This window comes from Veillonella sp. 27098_8_77 (assembly GCF_041431535.1).
Lineage (GTDB): Bacteria > Bacillota > Negativicutes > Veillonellales > Veillonellaceae > Veillonella.
On the sequence record NZ_JAPVXW010000001.1, the window covers coordinates 47,634 to 62,497 of the forward strand.

The 14,864-nt window shown below is 38.5% G+C and carries 15 protein-coding genes; all 15 read left to right on the top strand.

Annotated elements, in window-relative coordinates:
• Nucleotides 1–283: 283 nt before the first annotated feature.
• Complete coding sequence (mraZ, locus tag O3617_RS00185; RefSeq protein ID WP_371447933.1) at nt 284–715, top strand: division/cell wall cluster transcriptional repressor MraZ; 432 nt, start codon at nt 284–286, stop codon at nt 713–715.
• 9 nt (nt 716–724) lie between these two features.
• A complete protein-coding gene (gene rsmH, locus O3617_RS00190) occupies nt 725–1,657 on the top strand; it encodes a 16S rRNA (cytosine(1402)-N(4))-methyltransferase RsmH (RefSeq protein WP_371447935.1) in 933 nt (310 codons plus the stop codon).
• 20 nt (nt 1,658–1,677) lie between these two features.
• On the top strand, nt 1,678–2,082 hold the full coding sequence (ftsL, locus tag O3617_RS00195) for a cell division protein FtsL (RefSeq protein ID WP_371447936.1): 405 nt from the start codon (nt 1,678–1,680) through the stop codon (nt 2,080–2,082).
• A gap of 58 nt (nt 2,083–2,140) precedes the next feature.
• Nucleotides 2,141–3,625, top strand: coding sequence for a UDP-N-acetylmuramoyl-L-alanyl-D-glutamate--2,6-diaminopimelate ligase (locus O3617_RS00200; RefSeq protein WP_371447937.1), 1,485 nt, complete (start codon nt 2,141–2,143; stop codon nt 3,623–3,625).
• A gap of 1 nt (nt 3,626) precedes the next feature.
• Nucleotides 3,627–4,985 (top strand): UDP-N-acetylmuramoyl-tripeptide--D-alanyl-D-alanine ligase, encoded by a 1,359-nt coding sequence (gene murF / locus O3617_RS00205; protein WP_371447939.1) that lies wholly within the window; start codon nt 3,627–3,629, stop codon nt 4,983–4,985.
• Between the two features lie 61 nt (nt 4,986–5,046).
• Nucleotides 5,047–6,033, top strand: a complete 987-nt coding sequence (gene mraY / locus O3617_RS00210; protein WP_371447940.1) for a phospho-N-acetylmuramoyl-pentapeptide-transferase — start codon at nt 5,047–5,049, stop codon at nt 6,031–6,033.
• Between the two features lie 128 nt (nt 6,034–6,161).
• Nucleotides 6,162–7,526, top strand: a complete 1,365-nt coding sequence (gene murD, locus O3617_RS00215) for a UDP-N-acetylmuramoyl-L-alanine--D-glutamate ligase (RefSeq protein ID WP_371447942.1) — start codon at nt 6,162–6,164, stop codon at nt 7,524–7,526.
• A gap of 4 nt (nt 7,527–7,530) precedes the next feature.
• A complete protein-coding gene (gene murG, locus O3617_RS00220; protein ID WP_371447944.1) occupies nt 7,531–8,640 on the top strand; it encodes an undecaprenyldiphospho-muramoylpentapeptide beta-N-acetylglucosaminyltransferase in 1,110 nt (369 codons plus the stop codon).
• 15 nt (nt 8,641–8,655) lie between these two features.
• Complete coding sequence (gene murC / locus O3617_RS00225) at nt 8,656–10,038, top strand: UDP-N-acetylmuramate--L-alanine ligase (RefSeq protein WP_371447946.1); 1,383 nt, start codon at nt 8,656–8,658, stop codon at nt 10,036–10,038.
• Nucleotides 10,035–10,967: a D-alanine--D-alanine ligase gene (locus O3617_RS00230; protein ID WP_371447947.1), complete on the top strand. Its 933-nt coding sequence runs from the start codon at nt 10,035–10,037 to the stop codon at nt 10,965–10,967. The genes murC and O3617_RS00230 overlap by 4 nt, the downstream gene beginning before the upstream one ends.
• Before the next feature lie 27 nt (nt 10,968–10,994).
• Complete coding sequence (locus O3617_RS00235; RefSeq protein WP_371447948.1) at nt 10,995–11,963, top strand: cell division protein FtsQ/DivIB; 969 nt, start codon at nt 10,995–10,997, stop codon at nt 11,961–11,963.
• Between the two features lie 29 nt (nt 11,964–11,992).
• Nucleotides 11,993–12,673, top strand: a complete 681-nt coding sequence (locus tag O3617_RS00240) for a DUF881 domain-containing protein (RefSeq protein WP_005379199.1) — start codon at nt 11,993–11,995, stop codon at nt 12,671–12,673.
• On the top strand, nt 12,670–13,014 hold the full coding sequence (locus O3617_RS00245; protein ID WP_371447950.1) for a small basic family protein: 345 nt from the start codon (nt 12,670–12,672) through the stop codon (nt 13,012–13,014). Before O3617_RS00240 ends, O3617_RS00245 begins: the two co-directional genes overlap by 4 nt.
• 146 nt (nt 13,015–13,160) lie before the next feature.
• A complete protein-coding gene (gene ftsZ, locus O3617_RS00250) occupies nt 13,161–14,204 on the top strand; it encodes a cell division protein FtsZ (RefSeq protein WP_371447951.1) in 1,044 nt (347 codons plus the stop codon).
• A 79-nt stretch (nt 14,205–14,283) separates the two neighbouring features.
• Nucleotides 14,284–14,856: a porin family protein gene (locus O3617_RS00255; RefSeq protein ID WP_371447952.1), complete on the top strand. Its 573-nt coding sequence runs from the start codon at nt 14,284–14,286 to the stop codon at nt 14,854–14,856.
• The last annotated feature ends 8 nt before the right edge of the window (nt 14,857–14,864 follow it).

The following is a 14,864-nucleotide window of genomic DNA, read 5'->3' on the forward strand; positions in this document are numbered from 1 at the left end:
CTACGCGGTTTTCTTTTGTTTTGATCTTGAACTTTTAATTATGTGGTGAAAGTGTATGGGTGGTGGTGAATGGTGGTACATATATGATGAAAATTATATAAATAGCCATATAAAAGCGAACATATATTTGTGAAAAATTAAGAAAAACGATGAAAAATAATAAAAGATGAAGAAAAATTCATAATTTCATCAATTTTTACGTTTTATTTGTTGTAACGAGTGGGGGATTGTGGTAAAATTTACCATATAGTGGTGAATGAGGATTGTAAGGCGGTGATATTAGATGTTTATGGGTGAATATAATCACACTATTGATGCAAAAGGACGGTTGATTATACCTGCCAAAATACGTGAACAACTAGGTGATCACTGTGTGCTTTCAAAAGGCCTCGATAATTGCATCGCTATATATACTGCCGAAAGTTGGGAGCAACTTTCAAACACATTACAATCATTACCATCTAATAAATCAAGTGCGCGTGCTATCAAACGGTTTTACTTTGGTAGTGCAGCGGAACTTGAATTTGATAAACAAGGCCGAATCTTGGTGCCAAGCGCCCTTCGTGAGCATGCTAAGCTACAAAAGGATGCGGTTATTATTGGTACTGGTGATAAGGTTGAAATTTGGAGCCGTGAACGTTTTGATGCATATGATGCGGAAGTGGCTGACAGCGTAGAATCCTTGGCTGAAGGATTAGAAGGCATTGTGTTGTAGGAGGCTATCGTGGAATTTAATCATGTCAGTGTGCTGTTGAATGAAACGGTGGATTCTGTTGTTACCAATCCTGATGGTATCTATGTTGATTGTACCTTAGGTGGCGCTGGTCACGCTCATGCCGTAGGTGAACGATTGAGCTCACAAGGCATGATTATCGGTTTAGACCAAGATGAAGATGCCTTAGCGGTAGCAAGACAACGGTTGTCCGATTTATTTTGTCAGGTTATGACAATACCTACAAATTTTTCGAACTTAAAACATGCTTTAGAAGAACATGGTATATATGAAGTTGATGGATTTATATTCGATTTAGGTGTTTCAAGTTATCAGTTGGATACACCAGAACGCGGTTTCTCATATATGAATGATGGTCCCCTCGATATGCGTATGGATAAAGAGGCGCCTATTACTGCAGAAATCGTCGTAAATGAATATGAACCGGATGAGTTATTACAGATTATTCGTGACTACGGTGAAGAACGATGGGCTAAGCGTATTGTAGAATTTATCGTGGCTGCTAGAAATGAAAAGAGAATTACTACTACTGGCGAATTGGTGTCAATAATAAAGAAAGCTATACCAGCAAAAGCAAGACAGGATGGTCCACATCCGGCTAAGCGTACATTTCAAGCGATACGCATTGAAGTGAATCGAGAACTTGCTATTTTGCATGATAGTTTTGTAGATGCTGTGAGTATGTTGAAGCCAAAGGGGAGAATTGGTGTTATTACATTCCATTCCTTAGAGGATCGCATCACAAAACAAACATTTAAAGAGCTAAGTACAGCTTGTATTTGTCCACCGGAATTACCAGTATGTGTATGTCATCATAAGGCCGTTATTAAGGCCAAAAATAAGGCCATTGAGCCTAGTGCAGGGGAAGTAGAAATGAATCCTCGTTCTAGAAGTGCAAAACTTAGAGTAGGGATTAAATTGTAGTATTGGAAGGGGTTATTTTAATGTTAGCGAGAAAGGCTGTTGTGGGCCACGTTAAACGTGATGTGTTGCTAGGTGTACAAGCGAAAAAAGCGAAAGTTAGTATTGTTTTTGATATTAGTCCATTGATGAAGCAAATAATCCAAGGATTAGCAATCCTTGTTGGATTTTTGATGATTATGATGGCTATGAATGCATATACCACAAAATTAGGCTATGAAGTAGTTAAAACACAACAAACTGTAGTACAATTAGCAAAGGATAATGATACCCTTGATGTAGAGGTGGCATCCTTGAAATCTCCAGTACGCATTCAAAAAATTGCGGAAGAACAATTGGGGATGGTTTTGCCTGATTCCTTTGTGTATAGCACTAAAAGTACGACTTCAGAACGCAATGTACAAGCGAAACAGCAAATTATAGATTAGCAGGCAAAAGCAGCTCTTATGGGCTGCTTTAATTTGCGTATATAGAGGAGAATGTAGTATGAAAACCTTAAAAGATATTATAAGTACGCTAGATGTACAACAGGTACAAGGTAATCAAAATGTATCTATTCAAGATATTACAGCTGATTCTAGAGCAGTAAAATCTAATAGTTTATTCATTGCTCTTGATGGAGCCACAGTTGATGGTCACAATTACATCGATAAAGCTATTGCTGCTGGTGCTGTTGCCGTTATCGTATCAAAACCGGTTACTGTACCTGATGATGTGTGTGTTATCACTGTTGCTGATACACGTCAAGCTATGATGGCGTGCGTTCCATACTTCTTTGATTACCCAGCTAATCGCATGCGTATGGTCGGTGTTACAGGTACAAATGGTAAGACGACTACGACTCATATGATTCGTCATATCCTTAAAGCTCAAGGTCACAAGGTGGGGGTCATTGGTACTGTCCATATTATGATTGGTGATACGAGTTATCCAATTCATAATACGACACCAGATGTTGTTGATTTACAGCATATTTTGCATCAAATGGTTCAAGAAAATGTGGAATACTGTGTAATGGAAGTATCTTCTCATGCATTGGCACTCGGCCGTGTTAGCGGTGTTGAATTTGATACGGCCGTATTTACGAATTTGACGCAAGATCATTTAGATTTTCACAAAACATTTGAAAATTACTTGGCTGCTAAATGTAAATTGTTTGAACAAGTTAGTGCATCTAATCAAGTAAAAGATAATAAAGGTGCTGTTATTAATATCGATGATTCCTATGGTCATCGCGTTATCGAAAAAACTACGGCTCCAACGATTACGTATAGTACATTAGGCAAGGGCACATTGAATGCATCAGATGTTCATATGTCTACTAAGAACAGTCAGTATACTGTGAATTATAAGGGTGAAAGCTACCCCGTATCGATGAATACAACAGGCTTGTTTAATGTGTATAATACATTGGCTGCCATTGGAGCTTGTTTACAAGAAGGCATCTCTATGGAAGCGATTGATACGGCATTAAAAACCTTTAGTTCCGTTCCTGGGCGCTTTGAATTGATCGAAGAAGGGCAAGATTTTGCCGTTGTTGTCGACTATGCACATACACCGGATGGGTTACAAAATATTTTAGAAACTGCAAAAGCAATCAAAGAAAATCGTATCATCATCGTGTTTGGTTGTGGCGGCGACCGTGATGCTACAAAACGGCCAATTATGGGACGAATTGCAGCAGAATACGGGGATAAGATTTATGTAACATCCGATAATCCACGTACTGAAGATCCTGTACAAATTGTTAAGGACGTTGAAGTGGGTGTAAAAGAAGCACTTCGTGAGGGTACTTCTTATGAAGTAATTGTCGATCGTAGAGAGGCAATTAATCATGCAATTCATGATGCAAAAGCTGGTGATATCGTTATTATCGCTGGTAAGGGTCATGAAAATTATCAAATATTAAAAAATGAAACAATTCATTTTGATGACCGAGAAGAGGCTCGAAAAGCTCTTAAGGAGATCTAATATGGCAGAATTTACATTACAAGAAATAATTGATGCTACTAGTGGCACATGTAAGGGCGATGTAAGTTTACAATTTAAAGATATATCTACAGATACGCGTACGATTGAAGCGGGATATGTATTTGTAGCGTTGAAAGGCGATACATTTGATGGTCATGATTTTATTAAAACAGCCATTGAAAAAGGGGCAACAGCAGCAATCGTTGAAAAGGGACGCAGTGTAGACGGTATTATTTGTGTTGAAGTGGAAAACACGCTAAAGGCATACCAAGACTTAGCAAACTTTCACAGACGACGCTTTCAAATTCCTGTGGTAGCCATTACTGGTTCATCAGGTAAGACCACAACAAAAGAAATGGTAGCCGCGGTTCTTAGCACTGAGTTTAATGTATTAAAAACAGAAAAGAATTTTAATAATGAAATTGGTTTACCAAAAACATTGTTGCAACTTTCACCAGAACACGAAGCTTGTGTTGTAGAAATGGGGATGCGTGGACTAGGTCAAATTGAAGAATTAGCCCTTATTGCAGAACCTACAATGGGTATCATTACAAATGTAGGAACTAGCCATATTGAATTGTTGGGCTCTCAAGAAGCCATTGCTGAGGCAAAGGGTGAATTGATTAGATGTTTAGGTCCCGATAGTGTGGCTATTCTAAATGAAGATGATCATTTCGTAAAGGCCATGAGTTCCATTGCAAAAGGAAAAACTGTTACTTACGGTATTCATAGCAATGCTACGGTAATTGGCAGTCATTTACGCTATAAAAAGGATGGCATTAAGTTTACATGTAAATGCTATGATGAAGTATTTGACGTATTTTTGCCTATGATTGGTGAACACAATGTATATGATGCATTGGCTGCTATCGCTGCAGGCCGTGTGTTAGGCGTTAAATCTAATAAGATTAAAAAAGGTCTTAGCGAGTTTACCGGTACACCTATGCGCCAAGAAATTGTAGCATTTGATGATATTGTTATTCTCAATGATGCGTATAATGCAAATCCTTCTTCTATGAGTGAATCTATCAAAGCACTAGGTCAATTAGAAGGTAAGCGTAAGATTGCTATGCTCGGCGATATGCTTGAACTAGGTGATTTCACGGAGGAAGGACATCGCCAAGTTGGCCGATTATTGGCCGAAGAAGGGTATAGCGTTGTATTTACCTTTGGTGAGGCAGCAAATTTTATTGCTAAAGAAGCGAAATTAGCAGGCCTTGAGGTGCATCGTTGCAATAGTCATCTTGAAATGGCAAATGCCTACAATGACATTCGTGAAAAGGGTGATGTTATTTTGGTAAAAGGTTCCAGAGGCCTTCGGATGGAACGTGTTGTAGAGGAATTAAAAGAACGTGAATAGAGGTTATAACGGCTAGATTCTTCTAGCCGCATTGGCCGTTATTAGAGAATAGGGGAGTAATATGATTTACCACATTCTATTAGCATTTGTAGTGACATTTATAATTACATTAGTGTTGGGCAAAATTGGTATTCCTATGCTTAAATCATTGCATGCTCAACAAAGTATACGTGAGGAAGGTCCTGAAAGCCATCAAGCTAAGGCTGGCACACCGACTATGGGTGGTGCATTTATGATGGTAGCTCTTACGATTGGTGTGGCTATTTTTGCACCATGGAATGTGGCGACAGGTATGTTGCTATTTCTTACCCTTGGTCATTGTTTACTTGGGTTCTTTGATGACTTTGTAAAAGCTGTAAAAAAACGTAATCTTGGTTTAACGGCAAAACAAAAATTATTAGGTCAATTTATTTTAGCGGCTATATTCTGTTACTTTATTACTGAAATTATGGTCATTCCCACAACATTATGGATTCCTGTTGTAGATGCACATATCCAATTGGGTTTTGCCTATTATATTTTAGCTTTCTTGATCATTGTAGGCGCTACTAATGCGGTCAATCTTACAGATGGTCTCGATGGTTTAGCATCCGGTACATCCGCTGTAGCAGCAATTGCGTTTTCTGTAATCGGTTTGATGATATACTCCACTGAAAGTTCTGTAGCTGCTGAAAGTGTAGCTTTCTTTGGTGCCATTGTGACTGCTGTATGTCTAGGATTCTTGGTGTTTAACATCAATCCAGCAAAGGTGTTCATGGGCGATACCGGTTCTTTGGCTCTTGGTGGTGCCTTTGCAGGGATGGCTATTTTAACTAAAACAGAGTTGCTACTCGTAGTTATTGGCGGCATTTTTGTAATGGAAGCCTTGTCTGTTATCATTCAGGTTATTTCCTTTAAAACGCGGGGCGTGCGCGTATTTAAGATGAGCCCAATTCATCATCATTTTGAGTTATCTGGTTGGTCTGAACAAACTGTAGTTAATCGCTTCTGGTTCGGTGGTGCGGTTCTAGCTGTGTTGGGTGTTATACTTGCAACTGTAACTATTTGATACAAGAACCATATCTTTGCAAATTGATAGTTAAGTACGTGAAAATACTTAACTTGAAGGGCATTTAATGGTATTCTAATAAGATAAGATAAAAATTTTTTCGTGCTTAGTATATTTAGGTGATATAAATGGATTATGGAGAGAAACATATCCTTGTTCTTGGTGCCGGTTCTAGTGGAATTGGTGCAGCATGGGTATTAGCACAACTGCATGCAAATGTAGTATTAAATGATTATAAACCAGTAGATTTTGAACCATCTACGCGTAAAAAATTAGAAGATGCAGGCGTAACTATTATTACGGGACGACAAGATAATAGCTTGCTCGATGGCGTATATCGTATCATTATTTCTCCTGGTATTGCGTTGTCCATTCCCATCGCACAAGAAGCTTTGCGCCGTAACATAGATGTAGTAAGTGAAGTAGAGCTTGCTTATGATGTTTGCAAATCTCCTATTTTAGGTGTTACTGGCACAAATGGTAAGACCACTACGACTACCCTATTAACGCAAGTTATGGAATCTACAGGCCTTCCTGTTAAGGTAGGCGGGAATATTGGTGATTCCCTAAGTGAAGCCGCGTATCATATGCCAGAGGGTGGTTATCTAGTAGCTGAACTCTCTAGTTATCAATTAGAAACGATTAAATCCTTTTGCCCATTAGGTGCTATTGTATTAAATGTAACGCCTGATCATTTAGCACGTCATAAGACGATGGAAAACTATGCAGCTGCGAAGGCTCGTATTTTTATGAATCAAAATCCTGAGAATTTTGTTGTCCTCAATGATGATGATCCTATTGTTCGGGCTATGAAAAAAGATGCACATAGTAAGGTTCTCAGCATTAGCCAACATCATAAGGTTGATAACGGTGCGTATTTTGAAGGGAATACGTGCTATGCCGTATTAGATGGTAAAGCTACTCCTGTTATTGATACAGAACATATCCACATTAAGGGCTCTCATAATATTGAAAATATATTGGCTGTCATTGCTTTAACATATGCTTTAGGTGTAGAGGTAGAGTATATTAAACATACCATTGAACAGTTTCATGGTGTAGAACACAGATTGGAACGTGTTACAACATTCCATGATGTTACATTTTATAATGATTCTAAGGCTACTAATACAGACTCCGTAGTAAAAGCTTTAGATGCCTTTGATAAACCAGTTATTTTATTGGCTGGTGGACATGATAAGATGACGCCTTTAGAAGACTTTATGGATATTGTGAAAGCACATACTAAAGAGGTCATTTTTATGGGGGAAGCAGCAGATCGATTTGAATCCGTTGCTGTAAAAATGGGCGTTCAACATATTCATCGTGCACAGTCTATGAAAGAGGCTGTGGCATTGGGGTATCAACTAGCAAAAGCTGGAGATATTGTATTGCTTTCACCAGCATGTTCCAGCTTTGATTGGTATAGTTGCTTTGAAGAACGGGGCGAAGATTTTAAAAACTGTGTTAGAGAATTAGAGGAAAGGGGCTAAGGGCGTGAAACGAATCATCATTTCTGGCGGTGGTACGGGTGGTCATATTTACCCGGCCATTACGATTTACAAAGAAATCATGAAACAGCAACCTGATGCTAAGGTCCTCTATGTGGGAACAGAACATGGTTTAGAAGCTGATTTGGTACCGAAGGAGAACATTGATTTTGTTACATTACCTGTACAAGGTCTGCAACGAAAGCTTTCATTAGGTACATTGGTAACGATGGGGAAAACAGCATTTTCTCTTATAAAGGCCAACTCAATTATTTCTGACTTTAAACCAGATGTCGTTATTGGCACAGGCGGTTATGTATGTGGCCCTATTCTAATGGCTGCAGCATTACGTAATATTCCTACATTAATTCAAGAGCAAAATGTCATTGCTGGTATTACGAATAAAATTTTGAGTCGTTTTGTTGATATAGTCGCAGTTGGCTATAATGAGGCTGCTAAATCGTTTGGTAAGGCGAAACGTGTCGTATATACGGGCAATCCAGTGCGCCCTGATGTACTTGTAGATTCACGTGCAGAAGGTCGCCAATTTTTTGGGCTGTCTGATGATATTTTTACAGTTCTTATCGCTGGTGGTTCTCGTGGGGCACGTACGATTAATACGGCCATGATAGATGTACATAAACATTTTCAAGGTAAACCGGGCATTAAGTTGATACACATTACAGGGAATGGGGAATATAACACTGTATTAGAGCAACTAGGTATTGACGATGGTACTGGTTTGGGAGAATCATCGTTGATTTTGCCATATTTACATGATATGCCAAAGGCGCTAGCCGCTACGGATTTGGCTGTATTTAGATCTGGTGCTATCGGATTGGCTGAATTGGCAGTACGTGGTATTCCATCTATATTGGTGCCATACCCTTATGCTGCAGAAGATCATCAAACGTATAATGCGCGCATTTTCGTACAAGAAGGGGCTGCGCATATGATTGTAGATAAGGTTTTGACGAGCCATGATTTAATTGGTGAAATCGAAATGTTTATGGCGAATCGTGAATTATTGGCTCAAATGGGGGCCAGTGCATTGCGTTTAGGAAAACCGAATGCAGCTCATGATATTGCAGAATTAGCGTTATCTATTGCGAAATAGTTAAGGAGAGTAATTATGTTAGAAGGTATCCATAAGATTCATCTCATCGGTATAGGTGGATCTGGTATGCGTGCTATTGCGAATATTTTAATTCAAAAAGGATATGAAGTATCTGGTTCTGATGTTAAAGAATCTGATGTAATTGAACGTTTTAGACAAATGGGGGCTACCGTTCATATTGGTCATAATGCTGATTATGTAAAGGGTGTGGATGCTGTAGTTCGTTCCACAGCGATTCGTGAAGATAATCCGGAAATCGTAGCAGCAAAGGAACAAGGTATCACTATTTTACATCGCTCTGACATTGTAAAAGCCGTATTGGATGTTACGAATGGCATTGCCGTAGCCGGTGCTCATGGTAAAACATCAACTACATCGATGATTGGTCAAATTCTCGTAGAAGGACAAATGGAACCAACTGTTATTATCGGTGGCGAAGTTGATTACCTAAAGGGGAGTAGTTGCTTAGGTAAAGGTGAATACTCTGTTGTTGAAGCCGATGAAAGTGATGGTTCTTTCTTAAAATTAAGACCGAAGACGATTGTTATCACGAATATTGAAGATGATCATATGGATCATTATAAGACGATGGAAAATCTATTGAATGCATTCTGTCAATTCGTTGAAACGTTACCTGTTGATGGTAAAGCAGTTGTTTGCGGCGATAATGATAACATTCGTTATGTTATGAGCAAAGTGGCACGTCAATTTATCACATATGGTTTAGAAGAGTCTAATGATTATGTAGCAAAAAATATTCACTATGAAGATAGTTCTTTAGTCTACGATGTAGTTCGTAAAGGTGAAACATTGGGCCGTGTGTCATTGCGTGTACCAGGTAATCATAATGTGTTAAATTCTTTAGCATCTTTTATCGTGGCCCACGAATGTTGTCACGTTCCTGTTTCATCCATTGTGAAAGCCCTTGGTAAATTCATCGGTGCTAAGCGTCGTTTTGAAACCAAAGGTCACGTAGCTGGTGTGTGGGTGGTCGATGATTATGCGCACCATCCAACAGAAATTAAAGCGACATTGAAGGCTGCCAAGGAGCTAGAAAAACATCGTGTTATCTGTGTGTTCCAGCCACATCGTTATTCTCGTACATCCTTGTTGAAGGATGAGTTTGCTACGGCTTTCACCAGTGCAGACGAAATTTATATGACAGATATATACAGCTCTGGAGAAGATCCAATTAGCGGCATTGATGGTCATACAATTCCAAATATTATTAGTGAAGTAACGCATCAACATGTCAATTATGTGGAAGATGTAAATGATTTGCCAGCCGTCCTTGCGAAGGTGGTACGACCAAATGATTTGGTTATTACTATGGGGGCAGGATCGATTAATCAATATGGTCCAAAGTTATTAGCATTATTGGAAGAAGGTTTACAATGAAAGATAAACATATCATCGTATTAATGGGTGGGCCATCTGCTGAGGCTGAAGTATCTCGTAGAACTGGCGCAGCCATCGCAGAGGCTTTGATTAGCAAGGGATATCACGTTTCTACATTAGAACTAAATCCACGTACTGTATTACAAGACATTGAAAACCTTAAGGGCGATATTGTATTTAATGCGATTCACGGACGTTATGGTGAAGATGGCGCTTTGCAAGGCGCATTAGAAATGGCTGAAATCCCATATACTGGCTCCGGTATTATGGCTCATTCTGTAGGAATGAATAAAAAAGTAAGTAAAGATGTGTTCAAAGGCGCTCATATTCCTACTGCTGAATCTATTTCCTACAATGGCAATCTACAGTCGAAAGAAGATATTATTAAAGATATTGAATCTAAATTTTCTTTGCCAGTTGTATTAAAACCAGCAACACAAGGTTCAAGTATCGGCGTTACTATTGTAAAAGAACAAGATCAATTGGCTAAGGCCGTTACAGATGCGCTTACATATGACCCAATTCTTGTGGTGGAACAATTTTTAAATGGTCGTGAATTTACTGTTTCAGTATTGGATGGTAAGGCATTGGCTATTATCGAAATTAGACCACATTCTGGCGAATATGATTACGCTAGTAAATATACAGCCGGTGCTACTGACTATTTAGTACCAGCGCCAATCAGTGCGGATATGACTAAAGAAATGCAAGCTATTGGTGAACTCGTGTATCGCGAAGTACAAGCAAGTGGTGCTATTCGCGTAGACGTAATGACTGATGATAAAGATAATATGTATGTATTAGAATATAATACTATTCCAGGGATGACAGCTACTTCGTTGGTGCCAAAGGCAGCGAAAGAAGTGGGCATAGATTTTCCTGAATTATGTGAAAAAATTCTATTAACAGCAGGTTATGGGAAATTTTAAATGCTGTAATGTGTAAGGAGAGTAGTTATGGATGATTTGAAGCAACATCCACCCAACTCGGAATCGATAGATTCGGATCATAACATACCGGATTTTCTCCGTCATGATACGGAATCCATTCATGAGAATGATCCAAATACATCTCATGATAGCCATCGAGAATTAGCTCGTAAGCGTGAGCGGGAGAAAGCAGAAGTTAGAAAAAAGTTTCTTAAAATAGGTGGTGTAGTGGCCATCGTATTAATTGGACTTTTTAATCTACCAATTCCACTCGGTTCTATTAAGGTTGTCGGATCCGATAAGGTTACTGTACAGGATGTGGAGGTTGCCGGTGATATTGGGGAACCGGTTAATATACTTCGCATTAATAGAGAAACATTACGACAACACTTATCAAAGGATCTCCGCATTGAAGATGCACAGATAAGCTACGAGTTGCCATTAACGATGGTAGTTCATGTAACTGAGCGTAAGGCTATTGCTGTGATACCAGCTCAATTTGGATATTTAACATTGGATAAAAATGGGCAAGTTATTGCTTCTGATGCTGTTATTGAAGACACTACGGTGCCTATGATTTCCGGTGTTAAGGGTGGAAATATATTGTTAGGTGATGTGGTTACCGATAAGCCTATTGTACAGGCTCTTGATTATTTACGTGCCTTAGATGATGATACATTTAAGCAAATTGCAGAAATCAATATTGGTGATCCAGATAATATGTTGGCGTATACCGTTTCAGGTATACAGATTAGACTAGGCGATGGCGAAGATTTAAAGAGCAAAGCTGATTTAACGGCATCTATGTTAAAAGACTTACCTAAGAGTCAAGGTAATGTGCAGTATATAGATGTTAATCCGTCATCTCCTTTCATTAAGACCGATAAGGTAACGGTACAACCAAAATCTAATAAATCTAAGTCAGACACTAGCCAATCTGAAAATAAGGATACATCAAAACAAAGTGCTAATGTATCAAAATCAAAACAAGATTAGTTATAAGCACAAAAAGGGTGGATGATGTTGTGAAACACGAACGATGGGCTATTGGTCTTGTCAGCTTTGTATTGGGATTCATGGTCATTACTCAGTACAAGATGACACAAGATAATATTCAAGAGAATATACGGCTACAACGAACTGGTGATTTGGTGGCTCAATTAAAAGATGCAGAACATGAAAAGGATGCTTTACTAAAGCAAATTGAGCAATTAAAAGCCAGTGGTTCCGGTTCTAGTGCAGATGAAACATTACTTCGCAAAGCCGCATTGACTAATGTCAAAGGGCCTGGTGTAACCGTTCTGATAGAAGATAGTGCTAAACCAATTCAAGGGGGCGAAAATCCTAATCTATATGTAATTCATGATGAAGATATTTTACGTATCGTCAATGAATTACGAGCTGGTGGTGCTGAAGCATTGGCGATAAATGATCAACGTTTGATTGGTACGTCTGAAATCCGTTGTTCAGGTCCTACGATTACCGTGAATGGTAAGGTGTATGGCGCTCCATTTACAGTTAAGGCCATAGGGGATCCTAAAACATTGAATTCAGCCCTCACTATGCGTGGAGGTATTGTAGACTCTTTAAAACATTGGGGCATTAAGGTGACCATAAAAGAGGAGCCATCTATTGCCATTCCGGCATTTACCGGTTCTTATAGAGAAGAGCATTTACAATCAAATGAGTTAGGAGGTAAAGAATGAATATTTATATCTTTGCTATCATTGGACTCATAGTAGGTGTTGTTGTAGGATGGTTTACACCATTACATATTCCAGCAAGCTATGCTAATTATACTTCTGTAGCTGTGCTAGCTGCATTAGATGCGGTATTTGGTGGCAGTCGTGCTGCATTAGAGAGAATATTTGATTTAAGTAATTTTATCATCGGATTCTTTTCCAATGTAATACTGTCTGTTGTCCTAGTATATATAGGCGATTTAATCGGCATTAATTTGTACTATGTTGCATTAATTGGATTTGGGCTACGGGTATTTATTAATTTAGCCGCTATTCGAAAGAACATTATGACTAAACGATTCTAATTATTATGATTCAATTACAGTTATAGTGGAAAGTTTTTAAATTTTAGTGTAAAATAAATGTAATTGTTATAATTAACTCAGTATATAAATAGACGTATTCGCATTTATATTGACAAAAATAGATAACGATAAGAGGAGGAAGTTCAATGTCTGATTTTGCAAATATTAAAGTTATTGGTGTCGGTGGCGGCGGTAATAACGCTGTTAATCGTATGGTTGATAACCAAATTAAAGGTGTTCAATTTTTAGCAGTTAACACAGAAAACCAAGTGCTTGAATTATCTAAAGCTGATGTAACTATTCAAATTGGCGAAAAAGTTACTAAAGGTCTTGGTGCTGGTGCAAATCCACAAATCGGTGAAGAAGCAGCTCAAGAAAGCCGTGATGAGATTACAAAAGCCCTCGAAGGTGCTGATATGGTATTCGTAACTGCTGGTATGGGCGGTGGTACTGGTACAGGTGCTGCTCCAATCGTTGCTGAATGTGCTAAAGAGGTTGGTGCATTAACAGTGGGCGTTGTAACTAAACCTTTCGCATTCGAAGGTAAACGTCGTCGTGCTGCAGCAGAAAAAGGCATTGAGTTCTTGACTCAAAAAGTTGATACAATCATCGTTATTCCTAATGATAAATTGTTACAAGTTGTAGATAAAAAATGTTCTGTATCTGATGCATTTGGTAAAGCTGATGAAGTTCTTCGCCAAGGTATCAAAGGTATTTCTGATTTAATCCAAATTCCAGGTTTAATTAACCTCGATTTTGCAGACGTAAAAACTATCATGACTAATCAAGGTGAAGCGTTGATGGGGATTGGTGAAGGTACAGGTGAAAACCGCGCTGCGGACGCTGCAAAAATGGCTATCAATAGCCCATTGTTAGAAACAGCTATTGACGGTGCTAAAGGTATCTTGCTTAATATTTCTGGTAGCTCTGATTTAGGTATCTTTGAAGTAAATGAAGCTGCTCAAATTATTTCTGACGCAGCAGATCCAGATGCAAACATTATCTTTGGTTCTGTTATCGACGAAAGCTTAGGTGATAAAGTTCAAGTTACTGTTGTAGCAACTGGTTTTGGTAATAACGCTAAAAGTGTGCCAGAATTTGGTAAAACAACAACTGCTGCACGTCCAGCAACAAACACATCTGCACCTACAAGTGGTATCCCTGATATCCCTGTATTCATGAAACGCTAATATTTAATATATATACTTACAATATTAGAATAAAAGTAACTTATTAAGACACATATCTATGTGTGTATAGGAGGTACAAATGAAAAAATTAGTATTATTATCTTTAGCTGCAACAGTGATTACTGGTAGTGCATTCGCTGCATCCGTGCCTGTAACTAAAATCAGTGATAATTCCACAAAAATTCAAGCTGACTATGCGTTCAATCAACGCGTATCTAATAGCGGCGGCACTAACAATGATGGCTATGGTGTATCTTTAGAACATGATTTAAGTAATAAATCTGCTCTTCAATACTCTTATAACAAAGTAAATGCTAAAAATGGCGATATTAAAGATCACCAATTGGCATATGTTTACAAAGTACATCCTAATGTAAACCTATATGGTGCTGGTACTGCAATTCGCACTCATGACACAGATTTAGGCGTTCAAGCTGGTGTAATTGGTCATGTGCCTTTGACTGATAAAGTTAATGGCTTTGCAAAAGCTGGTTGGGGTAACGATATTAAACAATCCTATCAAGTTGGTGCTCAATATGAAGTTAAACCTAACATTGATTTGAACGTTTATTATGGTTATGACAAATATAGCGTAAACGATAATGACAAGACTTCCAAAGGTTTACATGCTGGCGTAGGTTATACATTCTAATCGTCATA